13 protein-coding genes are annotated in these 20,143 nt (G+C 54.6%); 9 read left to right on the top strand and 4 right to left on the bottom strand.

Features of this window, described 5'->3' with window-relative positions:
• Window positions 1–32 precede the first annotated feature (32 nt).
• On the top strand, window positions 33–2,645 hold the full coding sequence (gene secA / locus D8M23_RS01115; RefSeq protein ID WP_126853198.1) for a preprotein translocase subunit SecA: 2,613 nt from the start codon (window positions 33–35) through the stop codon (window positions 2,643–2,645).
• 70 nt (window positions 2,646–2,715) lie between these two features.
• On the opposite strand, the gene D8M23_RS01120 is transcribed toward secA, so the two are convergent.
• Window positions 2,716–3,378 (bottom strand): Rv3235 family protein, encoded by a 663-nt coding sequence (locus D8M23_RS01120; RefSeq protein ID WP_126853199.1) that lies wholly within the window; start codon window positions 3,376–3,378, stop codon window positions 2,716–2,718.
• Between the two features lie 1,015 nt (window positions 3,379–4,393).
• Between D8M23_RS01120 and D8M23_RS01125 the strand changes: the two genes are divergently transcribed.
• Window positions 4,394–4,957 (top strand): hypothetical protein, encoded by a 564-nt coding sequence (locus D8M23_RS01125; RefSeq protein WP_006889176.1) that lies wholly within the window; start codon window positions 4,394–4,396, stop codon window positions 4,955–4,957.
• A 4-nt stretch (window positions 4,958–4,961) separates the two neighbouring features.
• Here the strand turns inward: D8M23_RS01125 and D8M23_RS01130 are convergent, their stop codons facing one another.
• Window positions 4,962–5,198 carry a helix-turn-helix domain-containing protein gene (locus D8M23_RS01130; protein WP_006889133.1) on the bottom strand — a complete coding sequence of 79 codons (237 nt, stop codon included), beginning with the start codon at window positions 5,196–5,198 and terminating at the stop codon, window positions 4,962–4,964.
• A 356-nt stretch (window positions 5,199–5,554) separates the two neighbouring features.
• Here D8M23_RS01130 and D8M23_RS01135 point away from each other — a divergent pair, with 356 nt between their 5' ends.
• The 3 genes from D8M23_RS01135 to D8M23_RS01145 all read left to right on the top strand — a co-directional run bounded on the left by D8M23_RS01135 (window position 5,555) and on the right by D8M23_RS01145 (window position 10,348).
• Window positions 5,555–6,322, top strand: a complete 768-nt coding sequence (locus D8M23_RS01135) for an SAF domain-containing protein (RefSeq protein ID WP_006889172.1) — start codon at window positions 5,555–5,557, stop codon at window positions 6,320–6,322.
• Entirely contained in the window at window positions 6,323–8,698 is a 2,376-nt protein-coding gene (locus tag D8M23_RS01140; RefSeq protein WP_126853200.1) for a hypothetical protein, read from the top strand.
• Window positions 8,699–8,782: 84 nt separating this feature from the next.
• Window positions 8,783–10,348 carry a sensor histidine kinase gene (locus D8M23_RS01145; protein ID WP_006889139.1) on the top strand — a complete coding sequence of 522 codons (1,566 nt, stop codon included), beginning with the start codon at window positions 8,783–8,785 and terminating at the stop codon, window positions 10,346–10,348.
• A 121-nt stretch (window positions 10,349–10,469) separates the two neighbouring features.
• On the opposite strand, the gene D8M23_RS01150 is transcribed toward D8M23_RS01145, so the two are convergent.
• Complete coding sequence (locus D8M23_RS01150; protein ID WP_006889167.1) at window positions 10,470–10,718, bottom strand: WhiB family transcriptional regulator; 249 nt, start codon at window positions 10,716–10,718, stop codon at window positions 10,470–10,472.
• Between the two features lie 356 nt (window positions 10,719–11,074).
• Here D8M23_RS01150 and D8M23_RS01155 point away from each other — a divergent pair, with 356 nt between their 5' ends.
• Complete coding sequence (locus D8M23_RS01155) at window positions 11,075–11,566, top strand: hypothetical protein (RefSeq protein ID WP_006889163.1); 492 nt, start codon at window positions 11,075–11,077, stop codon at window positions 11,564–11,566.
• On the opposite strand, the gene D8M23_RS01160 is transcribed toward D8M23_RS01155, so the two are convergent.
• Window positions 11,535–15,680, bottom strand: a complete 4,146-nt coding sequence (locus D8M23_RS01160) for an FtsK/SpoIIIE domain-containing protein (protein WP_126853202.1) — start codon at window positions 15,678–15,680, stop codon at window positions 11,535–11,537. The two genes, D8M23_RS01155 and D8M23_RS01160, sit on opposite strands and share 32 nt — an antisense overlap.
• A 381-nt stretch (window positions 15,681–16,061) precedes the next feature.
• Here D8M23_RS01160 and glf point away from each other — a divergent pair, with 381 nt between their 5' ends.
• Genes glf through D8M23_RS01175 form a run of 3 tightly spaced genes read left to right on the top strand, consistent with a single transcriptional unit; the run spans window position 16,062 to window position 20,142 of the window.
• Window positions 16,062–17,249: a UDP-galactopyranose mutase gene (gene glf / locus D8M23_RS01165; protein ID WP_006889160.1), complete on the top strand. Its 1,188-nt coding sequence runs from the start codon at window positions 16,062–16,064 to the stop codon at window positions 17,247–17,249.
• Window positions 17,249–19,261: a glycosyltransferase gene (locus D8M23_RS01170; RefSeq protein WP_126853204.1), complete on the top strand. Its 2,013-nt coding sequence runs from the start codon at window positions 17,249–17,251 to the stop codon at window positions 19,259–19,261. Before glf ends, D8M23_RS01170 begins: the two co-directional genes overlap by 1 nt.
• Window positions 19,261–20,142, top strand: coding sequence for an ABC transporter permease (locus D8M23_RS01175; protein ID WP_037235268.1), 882 nt, complete (start codon window positions 19,261–19,263; stop codon window positions 20,140–20,142). Before D8M23_RS01170 ends, D8M23_RS01175 begins: the two co-directional genes overlap by 1 nt.
• Window position 20,143 lies beyond the last annotated feature (1 nt).

Genomic DNA, 20,143 nt, shown 5'->3' on the forward strand with positions numbered 1-20,143 from the left:
GAGTACGTGATGATTACAAGGAGCAATGGGCAGTGGCATCTTTCCTGGAGAAAATCCTCCGCACCGGCGACAAGAAGATTCTGAAGCAATTGGAGGAGTACACCAAGGCGGTGAACTCGCTTGAAGATAGCTTCGCTTCACTTACTGATGCCGAGCTACGCGCCGAAACCGATAATTTCCGAGAGCGCCTGGAAGACGGTGAGTCTCTCGACATTCTGCTGCCGGAGGCTTTCGCTGTGGTGCGTGAAGCATCCAAACGTACCCTTGGTAAACGCCACTACGATGTTCAGATTATGGGTGGCGCCGCCCTGCACCTGGGGAATATTGCCGAGATGAAGACCGGTGAGGGGAAGACTCTTGTGGCGACTCTTCCCGCATATCTGAACGCTCTTTCGGGTAAGGGCGTGCACGTGGTGACGGTGAACGACTATCTTGCGGAGTACCAGGCAAACCTGATGGGCCGCGTATACCGCTTCTTGGGCATGGAGTCCGGGGTTATTCTTTCTTCAATGGATTCTGAGGAGCGTCGTAAACAGTACGAGGCTGATATCACCTACGGCACGAACAACGAGTTCGGGTTCGACTATCTGCGCGATAATATGGCCTGGACGGCTGAGGAGCAGGTGCAGCGTGGGCATAACTTCGCGATTGTTGATGAGGTCGATTCGATCCTGATTGATGAGGCGCGTACCCCACTTATTATCTCCGGTCCGGCTGCGGGGGAAGCGAACCGCTGGTACGCCGAGTTTGCCCGCATCGCTAAGACTACCCTGAAGAAGGGTGAAGACTATGAGGTGGACGAGAAGAAACGCACCGTCGGCATCCTTGAATCGGGTATTGATAAGGTTGAGGATCACCTAGGCGTGAAGAACCTGTACGAGTCGAAAAATACCCCGCTGATTGGTTTCTTGAATAACTCAATTAAGGCAAAAGAGCTGTTCACCAACGATAAGGACTATGTGGTGGTGGACGGTGAGGTGCTGATCGTGGATGAGCACACCGGCCGTATCCTGCCGGGCCGCCGTTATAACGACGGCATCCACCAGGCGATTGAGGCCAAAGAGGGCGTCGAGATTAAGCCCGAGAACCAGACAATGGCCACGGTGACCCTGCAGAACTACTTCCGCATGTACGATAAGCTCGCAGGCATGACCGGTACCGCAGAGACTGAGGCCGCCGAGTTCATGAGCACCTACGAACTGGGCGTGGTTGCTATCCCCACTAATAAGGGTGTGCACCGTATCGATAACCCGGATAAGGTGTACAAGGATGAGGTCGCCAAGTTCAACGCCGTGGTGCGGGACATTAAAGAGCGTCATAAGAAGGGCCAGCCAGTACTGGTGGGTACCACCAGTGTTGAGAAGTCGGAGTACCTCTCACGCCAGCTGTCGAAAGAAGGCGTGCGTCATGAGGTGCTGAACGCGAAAAATAATGAGCGCGAGGCGCATATCGTGGCACAGGCGGGCCGTAAGGGCGCGGTGACTGTGGCAACTAATATGGCCGGGCGTGGTACCGATATTATGCTTGGCGGCAACCCCGAGTTCGAGGCCGTTGAGAAGATGAGTCAGCTTGGGCTGGATCCGAACACAAACTCTGAGGCTTATGAGGCCCGCTGGCCGCAGGTGCTTGAAGAGTGCGAGCGGGCGGCTAAGAAAGAACATGATGAGGTGAAGAAGCTCGGCGGCTTGTATGTGCTGGGTACTGAGCGGCATGAATCCCGTCGTATCGACAACCAGCTACGCGGCCGTTCGGGCCGTCAGGGAGATCCGGGCGAGTCCCGTTTCTACCTGTCTTTGGCGGATGATCTGATGCGTCTGTTTAATACGACTGCGGCTACGCGCCTTATGTCTATGGCACCCGACGATTCGTCAATCGATTCAAAGATGGTTTCTCGCGCTATTGCTAATGCGCAGGCGAATGTTGAGGGCCGTAACGCTGAGCAGCGTAAGAACGTGCTCAAGTATGATGATGTGCTTAACCGCCAGCGTGAGGCTATTTATAAAGACCGCGCGCAGATTCTGCACGGGGATGATTTGAAGGATCAGATTTCCGGGTTCATTGATGAGGTAATTACCAGTGCCATTGATGCCCGTGTTGCCGAGGGGCACGCGGAAGACTGGGACTTTGAGGATCTGTGGGATGCACTGAAGACCATTTATCCCATTAGCCTGACTGTGGATGATATCGCTGAGGAAGCGGGGGACCGCACCCAGATCACCCGTGACCTGCTGGTGGAAGAAATCCTATCCGATGCTCACGTGACCTATTCGGAGCGTGAGGAGAGCGTTGGGGCAGAAGCGATGCGTGAAATTGAGCGCCGCGTGATGCTTTCGGTGATCGGCGAACGTTGGCCCGAGCATCTGTACGAGATGGATTACCTGAAGGAAGGTATCGGGCTGCGCGCAATGGCCCAGCGTGACCCGCTGGTTGAATACCAGCGTGAAGGGTACGGTATGTATGAGGATATGCTGGGGGCCATCCGTGAGGAGACCGTCACTTATTTGTTCAATCTAGACTTGTCCAAGCAGCGCACTCAGGCTTCTGCCGTGCAGCTGCAGACCCCAAGCCGCCCGAAGTTCTTGCAGTATTCAGCACCTAGCGAGGATGGCGGCACGAGCGTTCGCGTGGTGAATAAAAAGTCGTAAGCTGAGTGCACCGCAACCTCCAAAGGGCTCCCGGAAAGGTATATCTTTCTGGGAGCCCTTTGGAGGTTTTCTAGCGGTATTCGACAGTGGTGATATGCCAGGTTGAATAGCGTTCGATAACGCGCATTGCCATGGCACGCACTTTCACCCCGTCGTGCACTACAAGGGTGACTTCGTAGCCGCCTTTGGCATTATCAACTTTCTGTGCGCGGGAGCGCAGCACACGGGGGGTTGCGGTTCGTCGAGTCTGTGACCTCTGAGAGCGTATTGTCTGCCCGAGGGCCTGCAGCTCTGCGCAGCAGCTGGGGGAAAACCATTTACGGAATTGTTCAAGGGTGCGGTGCCCTGCGAGCATTTCAACAATCCCCAGGCACAGGCCCGAACAGAGTATCTCCACCGAGCGGGCTGCGGAATCTGAACGTTTGAGTGGGCGCCCAGTTCGCCGGGGTTTGCGGATTTTAACCCGTGCTGGCCGGTTGGCATCTGGGGTACCCATAATTTCTTGGGCATAGTCGGTGATAGGCAACAGGGTAAAGCCACTGGGAGCATAACGCAGGTTTGTGTGCGTGCTGGCCGTTGCATGGTGGTCTGCTGGGATGAGCGGGTTGTGTTCTGCATCGATCTTTTTGGCAGCGTGCATCTGTACCGCACGTGGTTTTTTCTCGGGCTGGATGTGTTGCCCAGCGGTCTGCCGATGACGGTCGTGGTGGAAGTTAGCGTAGAGAGTGCTCATTGGTTGTCTCCTTATCGGTGCAAAACATGCGGTCTGTTGTCAGTTTTATGAGGGCAATAGAATTCGCTGTCCTGGAAGAACTAAGTCTGGGTTATCCCCGATGGTGCTGCGATTATTTTGGTGTATACGTACTGTGTACTCTAGTATGGTTGCGTTTGATGCATTAGGGCCTAGAATGCGTTGCGCAATATTCCACAAGCAATCCCCGCGAACCACCACGTATTCACTGCCTTGCTGAGCTGATGCTGGCTGTACATGTGGTGTTCCTGTTCCGCCACCAAAGAATGGGCTGAGTGTTGGGCCGGTTTGCTGCTTGGTGGGCGGGTAGAAGGGGGTGGGCTCCGTTCTCTCCACCGCCGCAGTGTTTACTGTGGCTGTGGTGGTGGCTGGCGTTCCGACAAGGGCTGGGGCGGATACGCTGACTGGTGCAGATTGGGGAGATAGGCTTGCCGTCTCCGTTTGTTGGGCGGCCTGGGCTGGGGAAAGTACGGCTCCTAGCCCAAGGGAAATACCGCCCAGGGTAAGCACTGCATTGCGCATAAAACGGGGGAGTAGTAGTGTTCCGCGTTCATCACGATTAACTATCTGGGTAAGGCCCGAACGAATGCGGTACAGGTAGCGTATAGCGAATGCGCAGCTGAGGAGCCACCATCCAAGTACGGCAAGTGCCGCAATAAATGTGCAGTACAGGGCAGCACTGGCAATATTTTGGGTGGTAAAAAGTGTGCTGGTGAAGAGAGAGGACGCTCCGGTGCATACGGCAAGTACAGGGATGGACACGCTAAGAATAACCTCTGCATCAACCTTTGTGTCCCTTTGTATCACAATTATCCTCCAATCATGTTGTTTGATGCTTTTTGATTCTATAACTACTATCCACTATAAAGAGGGTGTTTGTAAAGCTAATAGGTAATTTTTTATAGTTTATTTTTGTTTGCTACCTTCGGAATGCCCTTGAAGGGGTTCCGTTGTTGCTAGATTGCGCTTTGACCTCCTGTGTCCTAGGCTCAGTACTATGCGATTTGAAAAAGTCTTCCGGGATCTTGAGGTACGTTTGGCGGCGGAGCGGGTCCGCGATTTGGAGCTGGATGCCCGCCAAACTGCGCGAAGCGCCTACTCATCCGTCACCATGGTTGAACGACTTTCGGCTCATTTGGGCGGGTCTATACGCATTTGTGGTGCCGACACTAGAGTTCGGGAAGGACTTTTGGAGTCTGTGGGGGATGGTTGGGTGCAGGTCAATGCTATGGGGGAGAGCGTTATATTGCCGCTGCAGGGCGTGCTGTGGTGGGAAGGTTCTGAGCTTGCATTGCGTGCGGATGTGCGCCAGAAGGTGTACCGTTTGACTCTGCCCTTGGCTTTACGTGCTTTGGCGACTTCGCGTGAACTCGTAAAGATCTACATGGCGCATGGTGGGGTTGTGTGTGAGGGTGTTATTGAACGTGTTGGTGCCGATTTTGTGGAGTTGAAGGTGCTGACCGGTGGGGAATACCCGCGTTCAGACTCTTGGCGGGGTGCACAAAAGGGCGTAAGGATTATCCCTACGCCCCTTATAGGTGCTGTGGTTGCCCGCAGCTAGAAGACTAATCAACCTTAACGCGGGTTGCGGACATCTTGCCGGAAGCGATAGCTTCCACAGTCTGTGAGTGGCGCTCGTCAATATATTCTTCAAAACGAGTGCGTTCAATGCGCCACTGATTACGGCCACCAATCTGAATGGCGGGTAGTTCTCCACTACGAACGAGCGCGCGCACCTGGCTAAGAGAAACCTGTAATTCATCTGCAACATCGCTCAAAGTGAGAAAACGAGGGGCAGTCATCGTAGGCATCCTTTCTGTGGTAAGTCCTACTTCTCTAGGGGTGGGCATTATTTTCAAGAGAAAATTCTGCTGTTCAATTTCAAGTATAGGCTAAAGGATTCTCTAACACCAGCATTTTACGGGGTATTACACCAAAATCCTGTTCTTAGAGGCTTTATGTATGCAGGCAATCCTTCATCACCTCCGAGGTCTGAGAGGTGAATGAATATATATTACACTCCTTATAGGCCATTACTTGCTTTATGATACCACTTTATGCTGAGATAGAAGTCTACGCAGACTCACCAACTGCAAAAAACCACCTTTATATTCCCAGAGTCACGCCTGGGAATCCCCTGAAAGGCATAAACTTACCAATGCACAGAGATCTTCCGGTTAGTAACACTTCCGAACAGCGCGAGCCCTCAGCTCGTCTGCAGCGTCCCGGTATTAAAGATCCTAAGCTCCTGATGGGTATCCTGCTTATTCTGGTTTCCATAGTCGGTGTTATCGCAGTTATACAGCTCAATAACCACACCACACAGTATTATGCTGCTAAAAGTGATATCCATGTAGGCGATAAGATTACTTCCGACATGCTGACTCCGGTCGACGCCAATTTAGGCTCATCCTCAGAGCGATACATCACTTCTGAAGAGATCAATAAAGGCGATTTGATGGCAACCCGGTATATTGCCAGCGGTGAGATTATAGGGAAAGACTCTACAGGTACTAACGTGCGAGAAAATCGCCGACTAGTTACCGTGACCATTGACCGTGGCTCGGCCTCCGCGCTTAAAGCGGGAGAGCAGGTAGACGTATGGGCTGTGCAGCGTGACACCGTTGTTGCCACCGCGCCGCAACCGTCTCCTCAGCCATCTGCTTCAGCGAGTAGCGATTCGCGGGATAATCCCTCTGCCTCGGCAAGTCCTTCCTCTGAAAGCCAGGGGAGCAACGGCTCTTCTCCCATTGTTAGCGGTGCCGAAATATCCAGTATCTCAAAGGAAGAAAGCGTTCTTGGGGCGAACGGCAAAGCGACAGTGCAACTGTGGGTGAATCCTAACGCCGTATCCAGTATTGTTGAAGCGAACGGTAGTGAAGCAAAGATCACTCTTGTCCCCGTTGCCCTCGGAAGGGGAAATTAAATGAACATACCCGTCATTCTCTATGGGGACGATGGAACTCTGCTGCACGGTATAGAATCACAGCGTGGCGCCGTGAGCGTTGCGCGCACCACTGATGACCTAGCAGAGGCTCTGGGGTTCGCACAGACCGGAATCGCACGGGTATTACTATGCGCGGTGCCCGTCACGGACCTTACTGCCTCTATGGTCGCGACCCTAGCTGAGGCCGAAGTACGGGTTGTTATAATCGCTGACCCGCGAGATAAACTGCCGTTTGGGACATACTGGGTGGATTCTAATGCTGAATTGGCTGACGTTCTCAATACTCTAGAACAGGCCTCTCTAGGCACCATACTTGCTGTGGGGGAACAGCCACGTCCACAGCTTGCGGCCTCACCTGATGGGTACGGGTATGACGCTGCCTACGGATATAGCATTCCGCAAACACAGCAGGCTCCTGTAGAAGCCCCTGAGGCGCCTCAGCCCCACAACTACACAGTCGAGCCCATTGAAGAGCCCACCACGGTTATAGGGAACACGGAGCCTGAGAGCGCTCCACAGAACCCTCAGATATATGTAACCTACCGCGCTTACCGATACGACCCTCAAGCCGAAAAAGCAGCCCGTGAGGTCACGGAAGTGATTGCATCGGATGACTCGTCTGAACTATTAACAAACGATGCTGATAATAGTGGTGCAGAAGCCACTAATACTGAGGAAAAACACACGCTCACACCACAACAGCAGGCGGCGGAACTCAACCCTGAAGAGGCAGTACTTAATGAGGCAGCCGCCATCCTGAACGGTTTTGACCCCACCCAGCCTGATACAAGCTGCGCCGAAATAGACTCTGCCCGCCAAAAGGCGGATACCACCCAGTCGGAAAAAGCAGAATCTGCCGAGCAACAGCAGCAATACCCTAAGCCTCCATATGAGGCGAATATCGACGAACAAACGGGTTACCTTGGTCAATGGGAGGAACAGGAACAGCCAGGTGTACCATCTCCCTACGAGCCGCAGGAGTATCAGGATCAGCCTGAACCGTGGGGGTACGAGTCTGCCTCAGATACCGGCCAGTTCGGGCAGGAAACCTCCCAGGGGTTTGCTCCATACTCGGGACAGGCGCCCCAGGATAGCTTTGGGTATACGGCTCCCGTTGATGCAACCGGCTATGCGATGCCGCCTCAGCCTTCTGCCGAATGGCATACGGTTCCTGCTGAGCAGATGCCCGCCCTTGGGAATGAAGGCCAAGGCTATCAGCCGCCCAGCTACAGCCAGAACAGTATGTATAACCAGCAGAATGCGCAGCAGCCGGGGATCTCCTCTGCCAACACCATACAGCCCCGCCGTGGGACTGTTCTTACTGTTTGGGGCACAGCTGGGGCTCCTGGGCGTAGTACATTGGCCCTGAACCTGGCATCCACAGCCGCTGCTGATGGGCTGAAAGTTTGTCTTATTGATGCCGATACTTACAATCCTTCGTTGAGTCCTCTGCTGGGGCTTTTGGACGAATACTCCGGCATATCGCAGATGTGCCATTTTGCGGATCGGGCTTCTCTGACCGAGCAGAATGCCCGTGAGGCACTGTGCTCGGTGGCGTTAGGGAAGTACAGTATTGACTTTTTGAGCGGTATTACCCGGGCTAACCGCTGGCCCGAGTTACGGGCTAAGTCATTAGCAGCAAGCATTGACTGGCTCGCCACACGGTACGATGTGCTCATAATTGACGTCGCATCGTGTATTGAGGCTGACGAAGAGCTCAGTTATGACGGCCCGGTTCCCCTGCGAAACGGGGCAGCTATCACCGCTCTTGAGAAGGCCGATCGTATTGTGATGCTTGGTAATGCTGATGTCATTGGTGTACCCCGACTGATACAGGCGTATGAGCAGCTGCGAGACGGGCCGTATGATATTTCTCCGCTGACCCGTATCGATCTGTGGCTGTGCAAGGTGCGTTCCGACGCGAGCGGACACGGGACAGTTGGTGAGCTGCGCCGCGCCTGGGAGAGGTTCGGACCGAGCGTGGGGCTAACCGGCTTCTTGCCGTATGATCGTAAATCACTCGATAAGGCGTGGATGCGCGGCCAAACCCTACAGGAGTGTGCACCTAAAAGCCCACTGACGCGAGGGATCAATGACTTGTATCGTAAGCTAGATATCGCTTCTGGATACAAACAACCTCAAGTAGCTGTGCCTGCCTCACCGTCTGCACATGAGCCTGCCCCTGCTCCTATTCGCCCGCCGGTTGTTGACACAAATCAGCAGCAGAATCCTATGCCTGTATATCATGGGGCACCGGCACAGCCTGAGCAGGATGCTGCTAGCCAGCCTCTTCAGCCGGAGAAAAGTGGGGGAACTCTGAGCCGTCTTTTCGGGGGCCGCAAGAAGAAAAACTAGGCTCTGTACGGTGCTGCCTTGTACGTTTGTACACGCTGGACGCCGTAGAATAGGAGAACCCGCCTAAGCCTAAGGAGCATAGCTATGTCTTTCACAGAGAGCATTCTTAACGCTGGCGATTTCGGCCCTGGAGACACCGAATGGATACACCTGATCATCGGTGAGTGGCAGATTATTGCCGATGTGGCTCATAGTGATTTGGTGCTATGGTTCCCTACAGACTATGTGGTGGCTGACGGTAGCGTACCCGATAGTGTGTCGGGCCCGTCGATCACCAGTAATTTCTCTGCTATCGCGCACGTGAGGCCTTCAAACGTGCATACGCTTTTCCATCACGACCCGATTGGCACGACGATGGGAGAGACGATGCGTCTAGCAGCGTTGCACTCCTGGACTGAACAGAACATTATCTCGTTCGCGGACGATGAGCCGAGTGAAGGCCTAGCCGAGGTGATGATTAAAGTTGTTCCTATAGTGCGTAATAGCCGCACAATCGCCCTGTTAAGTGTTCATACTGTTCCTTTGGTGAGTCGTAAGCCAGCTCGCACTGAGAATATTTATTACAAAGTCGCAAATAATATGCTCGAAATGGTGCATGCAGGCATTTGGCCTGATTCGTTGGCGCATGAGAACAATACACGCGGTAACCCGCGAGTTACTGACGGTATCATTCTGATTAATGACGCAGGAGACGTCACCTTCGCCTCACCCAATGCAAATTCAATGTATGCCCGCATGGGCTTAGAAGGGTACCTAGAAGATCTGAACTTAGCGAACGTTACCCGTGATATGCTCCCGGCGGGGGAGGAAGCTGATGAAACTCTGCAGCTTGTGCTGGCTGGCCGTGAAGATGCCCGTGCTGAACTGCACATTGGGAAAGTTCGCATCACTTTACGTGCCATCCCGCTGGAGCGAATCACCCCATTGGGGGTGGAAAGGCACGGGGCGCTGCTGCTGTGCCGGGATGTGACGGAGCTGCGTCGCCGCGAACTGGAGCTGATGACAAAAGACGCGACTATTAGAGAAATTCACCACCGCGTCAAAAACAATCTGCAAACGGTCTCCGCACTGCTGCGACTACAAGCCCGTCGCATGAGTACCCGAGAGGCGAAACAGGGACTGGAGCAGGCGATGCGCCGCGTTTCGACGATCGCCACCGTCCATGAGGCACTCTCGCAGGGTCTCGCGCAGAACGTAAACTTTGATGAACTCGTTGAGAGGCAGTTTCACTTAGCGGCAGAGCTCGCCTCCCCAGGACAAGAGATTAACACCCGGCTTCTTGGGTCGTTCGGTTATCTGCCGAGCCAGTTTGCCACCCCTTTGGCGCTTGTTATTAATGAGGTTGTGGCCAACGCCGTGGAGCACGGCCTTAATGGGGGTGCTGGAACGGTCACCCTAGAAGGAATTCGTTCCATGAATGAGGTGGGTGAGGACACTCTCACCGTCATTATCACTGACGATGGTCAAGGGATGGGGGGAGAGCCCATTGAGGAGTCCGGGGCTGAAGCATACCGGCCCAGCACAGGTAATGAGGGGCTGGGGATGCAGATTGTGCGCACCCTTGTGGCTAGTGAGCTCAACGGTTCTATTCGGTGGGAGCCGCATGAGCCTGCTGGTACCCGGGTGATTATTAGTGCCCGGCTTAATTAAGAACACCTAAGACTACAAGCTATATGGCTAGAGTAGTTTTATCGTAGTTATGCTGGGGTAACAAAACGCGGCTTCCCTTCGGGAGCCGCGTTCAGCTGTATGTGTGTAGTAGCGCGTATGATTAGGACGCGCGGCGGGCGCGAGCAGCACGACGCTTCATAGCGCGGCGCTCATCCTCACTGGTGCCACCCCAAACACCGGAATCCTGACCGGTATCGATAGCCCACTTCAGGCAGACATCAACTACCTCACAGGAACGGCACACTGTTTTTGCTTCTTCAATCTGCAAAAGGGCAGGTCCGGTGTTTCCAACGGGGAAAAACAGTTCGGGATCCTTATCCAAGCAAGCAGCACGGCTACGCCAATCCACAGCTGGACCTCCTTCAATCTTTTAGTAGTGCACTGGCACCGGGGCACTTCGTGCGTTTGACTTTTGGTGTGTGACATAAAGCATCCCCCGAACGGAGGGGGAACTTGACGTATCAACTTTCCCACGGTCCGGGCATGCTGACAAGAGGTTTTCCAAAAAAACTTTTTGAAATATTAGAGGTATGTATCACATAGGGTAACCTCGCTCAAAAGGAAGTAACGGGTATTTATGACATAAACTCATAGAGTGTTTCCCAGCACTACGCCGAAGAGCTGCAGGGGTCGCTAAAATAGAGGGACGCGGGCTGCAGATCTATGCACCCTTACCCCGCTCAACGCACCGACCAAAGGATGACTATGGCCACCCCGAAGACGACTGTGAACCCCAAAGCGCCCCTGAGCGTTCTGTTCGTGGCGGGGCTTTCAACCGTAGAAGCTGTGTATCTGCTTTTCCGGGGGGTCGCAGACCCGCTCTTTGGTGATGCGGCCCGAGCCGTTCAAGAACGCCTCGTCGGCGGTATTATCCAGGCTTTCTTTGGCCTCATAATCTTATTCTTTGCCCTCAGGTTTTATCGGGGAAAACGAACAGCCCGCACCCCCATGGCCCTGATTCACGCCTGTGCCAGCTTCATTAATGCCTCAAATATATACAGCTACTTCTCCTACCGCAGTGTGGTTGGGGCAGACCATGCACCTTTCTCCTTTATCATCATTCCCACAGTGCTATTACTCCTCTCCGGTACTGCACTGGTTGCCGTATTCCTCCCGGCAACCAGCCAGTACCTGCACGAAACAACCGAAGCAGACGAAGCAGACCTTAAACGGCACTCGGTAACTGGCAGGCGGTAGCCCGCCCAGCATCTACCGCAACCGCCCGACCCGGTGGTAGAGTACCCTCCGTGTACAGATCAAGCGGAAGCTCTGAAAGCGTACAAATCTCCCCATCGGCAGCAGTCCGCGGATTAATAACAACCGCTCGTGAACACCCTGACAAAGACGCCAACACCGGCGACGAAAGCCACCGTGTGTACGGGGTGTAAGCAATAAACCCGGCCCGGAACTTACGCCCAAACTCTAGTAACACCTGCTGGGTAGCCGCAGAAATATACGGCACATCATCAACTGCCAGGATCACCCGCTCCGGGTGAGGAACATTCTCAAAGGTCTCACGAAGCTGCTGCGCATCCGGATTATTAGCCCCCGCAATATGAAGCACACCATACTGCGGGTTCAGTGAACCAAGGTTCTGCAAAAACGTACTCTTACCAGAAGAACGCGCACCAGGCACCGGAACAAACGTTCCCTGCGGCGCATGAATCAGAGCCGCTGACCCATCACGCTGATACCCGCACAATAGAGCTCCAGGACTCTTCCGGTGAACGTCCAGCACCGCATCCTGAGCAGGAAGTGAGATTCCCTCAGGGAACTGCACCAGAGGCCGCACCCGATGCGATCTGCCGCTTGTATCCTGCAATAACTTGGTAAGCTCCGAGGAACTCAAAGTTACCGGGCTCAATACCGAAGCCTCCAGCGGCTCATCCCCAATTAAATCGGTATTTAACGTTCCCTCCACCGCAAAATGGCCCTGCGCCGGAACTGGGTAGTTCTTCACTGTCTTGCGCATCAGGTCATTCTCAACAAACCGTCGAGACAACAACGTCGAATGCGCCACCGACGCGAAACGTCCACGAAGTGAAAGTGCACTGGTAAACACCACACGGTACCCGTAACGATGCCCCTGCGCCAGCAGATCATACAGCTGGCCCTCAACCTGCGGCAGGCGCATGAGAAGCTCAAGCCACGAATCCAGCCCGTCAACAACCACCAGCGCACCATCCTGCTGCCCCTCACGGCCTGGCACCGTGTAGCCGCTACGCAACTGCTGCAAACAGTACTGTAAATGTGACAGTTCATGAGGGCCAACCAGGGCATCAAACACCTCACATCCCTCCGCGTAAGCGCACGCCAAACGCCGGTGCAACCCAGAATCGGCAGTCAACACAATGATGCGCTCCCCGCGTTGAGCAGCCTGGGCCAGCAGCGCGTTCAAAAGGTTTGAACGCTCACCTACCGCCCCTAACACAGCCAGCGCACCCGCAGCCTCCTCCTGCTCAGCCCCACTAGCTGCAGATGCACCACAGGAGATCCCCCACGTACGCGGCTGGCGCACACCATAACGCGCGATCTCCAGCTCGCCCAGTGTGTACTCAAACTCACGGGAAGAAACGGTCAGCTCCGTATGGGCCGCCAGCTCTTGTGGGATCGGCTGATAATCCCCCGCAGAGACAGCGTAGGACTCAAATGCCTCACGAATGAGCTGCACGGCACGGTTTAATTGAGCATCCTCACCTTGAGAATCGTCGGACGCGTCCTGCTGTGCTACCGGGCTAATGAGCGGAACCCATGCGCCATCCTGTAACAGCTGCGCCGCGAACGGGGCCTGAACCGTATTACTGGGGAGAGCATCAACCAGCGGAGCCCTAAACGGCAGGTTCTGGCCATCCGGCAGACGCACATACCCTGCGCCCGGGCAAGAGGCAGGGATACTCGCCGCGCCCTCATGACCCACCAGATTAAATGAATCCTGCCCCGAAGAGACACGCAAACAAATATTACTGGCAATATTTGCTCGAATATCCTGTGAAATACTGCCTTGCGGCCGCTGAGTTGCCAGAATCAGGTGCAGACCCAATGAACGGCCAATCGTCGCAATTCTCATCAGCTCGTTCATAGCATCCGGCATCGACTCAACCAACATGCGGAACTCATCAACCACAATCACCAATTCCGGGTACGCAGGAATCTCACCTGAGGCTGCGCACAAACGCAAATAATCACGGTACGAGTTCACCCCCAAGCTCAGCAAATCACGTTCGCGGCGGCGCACATCGGCCCGCAAAAACTCAAGAGCACGGTGCACTGCAGACACATCAAAGTTGCTCAGCATACTCAAAGTCTGCGGCAGCTGTGCGAGCGGACCCAAGCCAGCAGATCCCTTAAAATCCACCAAGATCAGCCCCAGCCTCTCCGGGCCGTAACGCAGCGCCACGGTCAGAATCAAAGAACGCAGCAACTGCGACTTACCCGCACCGGTGGTGCCGCCCACAATCCAGTGGGGACCATGCTCAGACAGCCCCATATCAAGGTACCCGCCCGGTGCCGAACCCAGCAGACAGTACAGGTCAGGGGAGTAGCGGTTCATAGCCCAGCGGGCTGCTGCTTCCTCACAGAGTAGCCCCATCGGGTCAATACCGTTTGCGTGAGCATTTTCCCCATTGAGAGAATCCAGCTCAGAAAGCCGCAACGACCTGCTATGAACCGAAGCTGCATCCGTGGCCTCAGCGACAGTATCAGACTCCCCGCTACCCGCTAATGCACCCAACGCACGAACATACTGGGCAATACTTAACCCATCCGCTGTAGCGCAAGAATCATTCAGCTCTAACGGATGTACTTGCCCCACGCTCTCGGCAGAGGTCAGCTCGGCCGGGGCAGGCCCCGAGCGCACATACGAGATACTTTGCTGGTACTCTCCAACGGTCTGCAAAGACAGTGCCGCACCATTTAGCACCGGAACATGAGCTGTATCGTGAGGATGCACAATACACAAAGCAGCCCTTGTGGGGAAAACACCTGTACCACCGCGCGGCACGCCCGCTGAAATAAACAGCGGGGGAATGGCTGCAGGCTGTGAGCTTGGCAAGAAAGATTCCTGAGGCTCAGGAACTGTTACTGCCAGTGCTTCAGCGATCTGCTCAGGACTAACGCACAGGCGCACCCGTTCGTGAACTCCAAGGCATACCAACGCATCACGCACAACTGTTGCTGCGGATGCGGGGGCTAATACGATAATCTCCCCAGGGTAGACCGCCACCAGCTGCACCAGATAGGCGTGCAGATGCTCAGGCTTTAGATGCAACTCGTGCGGTAACGCGGCCGTGGGAACCGGAACGTAATGAGGGGCCCGCTTATGAGGTTGAAGGGAAGAGACATTCAGATTACGTCCGCTCACAAATGGCAGGCGCGGGCCTACCCCGAGCACGATCGCCGCAGCAGCAGACTGGTCGGCGGCAGGAATAAATGGGCGGGCTCCAGCCGGGGTGAGCCCTTCGGCGCGTAATTTCTCACGCTCGCCGGAGTTGTGAACCTCTCGCTGGGCGCGTTTGTTTTCGCCTCGACCGCTGAGCATATGTAACAGCATTAAGGCTGATGAGGCTAATGACATGAGCAGGAACATCCACATCCCGGTGAGCGTTGCCACTGCCACACCAATAATTAGCGGTAGGCACACCATGATAATGAGCGTGCCGAGTTTACGTGCGGCTTGGGTGTGAGAAGTGACTGGTTCAAAGGGGGAGCCGGTACTCTGGGGTAAAGCCGGGCTCTGCCCGGGAGCGGTGAGAAGACAGGTAGATGAACCCACTATGAAAGGCTCATTCCACCGTATTTCTTGTTCTTTATTGTTGCTCGCGCCGGGCAGTACCCCGTGGGGCAGGGGTAAGGCAGCCAAGTTTTTACTGCGGGGTGGGTGAGAAAGGATGAGACGTGCCCCTGAGCCATCCACCACCAGGGTTCCGTGATTGGGTGCTAGATAGGGGTCGTTGAGGGCAACCGCCTGGTTGTTTTTCTGTGAGCGTCCGATGTGTGTGTGCCCGCGCGGTATGGGGTAGGCATGCCCCGCATCAGGGCCTCGGAGCACATAGAGCGTGCTGACTGCCGCTGGTTGGGTCAGTTGTGTGCGGCCGGGCTCGAGGCATGCTCCGGGAGTCAGCGGAGTCGCTCCAACGGTGAGGGTTTCGAGCGGACGACCGGCCACGGTCAGGGCCGAATGAGGCAGCGCTTGGGCAAGCTGGCGTGCCTGAGAACCCGCAGCGCACTCAACGGAGAGCAGCTGCGGGTAGGAAGGGTAATCGGGTTTCCCCAGGGCGCGGGGTGCATCGGCAAGAAACAACGAATACTTCATGTAATAATCTCAAAACATGTCAAAGTATAAATCAAGAGATGTAATCGTATATTGTGGATAAAAATACCTATTGTGACCATTAAGCATAGTTATCCACATATTTTGCGATTCGATGCTGTCTAAATGCCGTAAATATTACAAACTGTGAATACGGAGGCGGTGCAGACTATGCCCGTCCCGGATTCTTTTTTGGAGGCCGAAAAAATACGATGCAAATATGCAATGGGTGCGGATATCAGGTAACTTTAGATATGATTAAATCCGTCTTTAGAAGGTGCTGCTGCGCCGCTGAAGGCCGTGGTTACGCCTGGCTCTAGGCGCCGTTAAACTGGTAAATTCGTAGTTTGCGTGCGGGTTTCCCATGACTTACAGGAGAAGAAATTGACTGCTGATCTCGTAGTTGTCGGCTCGGGCCTTTTTGGCCTGACCATTGCCGAACAGGCCGCAACTGAGCTTGGTTTAAAGGTGGCACTGTTGGACCGCCGTTCTCATATCGGTGGTAACGCATACAGCGAGAACGAAGAGCAGACCGGCATTGAGGTGCACCGCTATGGCGCGCACCTGTTTCACACCTCCAACGAACGTGTCTGGGAGTATGTGAACCGTTTCACCGATTTCACGAATTACGTGCACCGCGTATACACCCGCCACGATGGTGTGGTGTACCCGATGCCCATTAACCTGGGTACTATTAACCAGTTCTTTAACGCTGCATATTCACCGGCTGAAGCGAAAGCACTCATTGCTGAACAAGCCGGGGAGTTGGCCGGTACTGATCCGCAGAACCTCAACGATAAGGGCATTTCGCTGATTGGGCGCCCTCTGTATGAGGCATTCATTAAGCACTACACCGCTAAGCAGTGGCAGACCCCGCCGGAGGAGCTGCCTGCCTCCATTATTTCCCGACTGCCGGTGCGTTACACCTATGACAACCGCTACTTTAACGACAAGTATGAGGGGCTGCCGGTGGGCGGTTACACTGCTTGGCTGGAGCGTATGGCAGCGCACCCGAATATTGAGGTGCGGCTGAATACCGATTTCTTCTCGGGAGATCACGAATACTCGCGTGAGAAAGTGCTGGGCCAGGTTCCTGTGGTTTACACCGGCCCGGTGGACCGCTACTTTGACTACACCGAAGGTGACTTGTCATGGCGCACCATTGATTTGGAAGAAGAAGTCTTGCCTATTGAGGACTTCCAAGGATGCTCAGTCATGAACTACCCGGATGCTGACGTTCCCTTCACTCGTATCCATGAGTTCCGACACTTCCATCCTGAACGCGACTACACCAAGGACGCGACCGTGATCATGCGCGAGTACTCACGTTTCGCCAATAAGGGAGACGAGCCTTATTACCCGGTGAACACCTCCGTGGACCGTGAGAAGCTGCTGAAGTACCGCGATCTTGCTAAGGGCGAGAAGGACGTGCTGTTCGGCGGACGCCTGGGCACCTACAAGTACCTCGATATGCACATGGCTATCGGATCCGCGCTGTCGATGTTCGACAATAAGATCCGCCCGCATTTTGCTGAGGGCGCCACGATCGAATCCGGCGGTGTGGACGCATAATGACGACTGAGGAAAAAACTTTAAAAACCTTACAGCGCGTGATCTTCCCCAGTGCGGTGGAAACCGATGTGGTACCCCTGTATGTGGATGCTGGCGCCGCCACCGGTGTGCAGCTTCCTACCCGTTTCGATAGTGATGCGGCCACAAGCCTTAAAGAGGCTACCGACGCACAGACCCTTAACGCGCCCGCGCTCGCTGCATCTGCTAACGCCGCCCGTAACCTGACGGGGCGCCGCTCTATTACGGTGGGCGACGGTAAACACCTCTCCTTCGGGACGTATTTTAACGCTTTTCCTGCCTCATACTGGCGCCGGTGGACCGACCTGAAACAGGTGGTTTTGAGCGTACGTACCAGTGGTGAAGGTATGGTCGTGGTGTATAAATCTAACGGCCGCGGCGTTATTCAGCGTGTGGACGCTAAGCTGCTGTCCGGATCAGCAGAAACGACTTTCCAGCTTCCGTTAGCCCCATTTGGCGACGGTGGATGGTACTGGTTCGATCTTTCGGGCACCACCGACCTTGAGCTGATTGAGGCTAACTGGCTGGGTGATATTGAGCCGCGCGCTGATGTAAACGCTGGCCAGGCAACCGTGCAGATCACTACCATGAACAAGGTTGAGTACTGTATTAACAATATTCGCACACTGGGTGAAAGCCCCGAGATTTTTGATTCTGTGCACGAGTTCCTGATCGTTGATCAAGGAAATAAAAAGGTGCAGAACCACCCCGATTTTGAGGAAGTTGTTAAGCCGCTCGCCGGTAAATTCCGCATTATTAATCAGGGTAACTTGGGCGGTTCGGGCGGTTTCTCCCGTGGCATGTTTGAGGCCGTGAATAACGGCAGCGACTATGTGCTGCTGCTGGATGATGACGTGATTGTTGAGCCTGAGTCCATCCTGCGCATGGTGACGTTTGCAAACTACTGCAAAAACCCCACCATTGTGGGCGCACATATGTTTGATATGTTCGACCGGTCGGTGCTGCATGCCTACGGCGAGGTTGTTAATCCGTGGCGTAACTTCTACGACAAGCCTTACGATGATATGGTCATGGGTCACGATCTGGGCCGCAGCAACCTGCGTAGCACGCACTGGCTGCACCGCCGCGTTGATGTTGACTATAACGGCTGGTGGATGTGCCTTATTCCCACCGCCGTGATTCATGAGATCGGTCTGTCGCTTCCGCTGTTCTTGAAGTGGGATGATGCAGAGTATGGTTTGCGCGCGAAAGAGGCCGGGTTCCCCACAGTCTCATTCCCCGGTGCTGGTGTGTGGCATGTGTCCTGGACTGATAAGGACGATTCTGTCGGCTGGCAGGCCTACTATCATGAACGTAACCGCCTGATTACGGCACTTCTGCATTCTCCGTTTGATAAGGGCGGCCGTGTGATGCTGGATTCCCTCTTTTTGGATGTGAAGCACACCCTGTCAATGCAGTACTATACTGAGGCCGGCCGCTTGATGGCTCTTGAGGATCTGCTGTCCGGGCCGGAGCACCTACACGAGTCGCTCTCTGCCCGCCTGCCGCAGATTCGTGCGATGGCGGCTGAGTACCCCGAATCGCAGGTGAAGACTGACGTCGATAGTTTCCCCACCATTAAGAACAAGAAACCGCCGTTCCGGGGCCGTCGTAACTTCAAATCGCCCGGGTATAAGAAGCTGGTTCCGTGGACCATGAACACGTTGCGCCGTCAGCTGACTAAACCTATGACGGGCGAGTTGAAATCGCATCCACAGATTCAGCTCAATTATGGTGAGAGTAACTGGTGGACCTTGTCGAGGTTTGATTCGGCTTTGGCCACTAACGCGGAGGGAACCGGGCTTTTCTGGTACCGCCGCGACCCTAAGCAGGTGCGCTCTAAACTGATTGATGCAACTAAGCTACATGCTAGGCTCTTGAAGGAGTGGCCAACGCTACGTGAACGCTACCGGAACGCATCGGCCAGCGTAGCCTCCTATGAGGCGTGGGCTGAGACGTTCGCTAAACATACGGAGTCTGAACTGAAGCGATGATGAATGATCTGAGCACCAAACCCTTTAAAGCCCCCGGGCGCGGTAGGGGTATTCTGGACGCTATCCGAAACCGGTACCTGTTAAGGCTGCTGGTTGATAAGGAAATCCAGGTGCGTTACCGCGGTTCCGTGCTGGGTATCCTATGGTCTTATATTAAGCCGGGTATCCAATTCGGAGTGTTCTATATTGCGATGGGCCTTTTCCTGGGCCTTGAGCGGGGTATGCACAACTACGCTATTTATCTGTTCGCGGGCATGATCGTTATTAACTTCTTCTCGGAAGGGTTTGGTAACGGCGCGCGGGCCATGGTGGTCAATAGCGCACTGATTCGTAAGATCTACCTGCCGCGTGAGCTTTTCTCGCTCTCGACGGTGTGGGTTGCTCTCATTCATTTCTTGCCTCAAATCGTGGTGATGCTCATCGCCTGTATATTCAGCGGCTGGAAACCCGGTGTGCTGAACATTGCGTCCGTTGTCGCCGGGATGCTCATCGTCATGCTGCTTTCTTACGGGTTGGGGCTTATCTTTGGCGTCGCTAATGTGTTTTTCCGTGATTCGGAAAACCTGGTGGATATGTTCCTGATGGTGGCCACCTGGCTGTCTCCGGTGCTGTATTCCTGGGCGCTGGTGCGCGACACCCTGTATCCGTGGGTCTTTAATCTGTTTATGATGAACCCGCTCACTGTGGCGGTGGAACTTTTCCACTATGCGTTCTGGCACCCTACCCTCACGGATCATGACAAGCTTGCCCCCACCTCACAGGTTGTTCCGCACCTGTTTAGCTTCTGGACTCCGGTAGCTATTGGTGTGTCTCTTCTGACCGTTCTGATTGGCGATTTCCTCTTCCGTAAGTTTGAGGGTAACTTCGCCCAGGAGCTCTGAT

This window comes from Rothia sp. HSID18067 (assembly GCF_003989445.1).
Lineage (GTDB): Bacteria > Actinomycetota > Actinomycetes > Actinomycetales > Micrococcaceae > Rothia > Rothia aeria.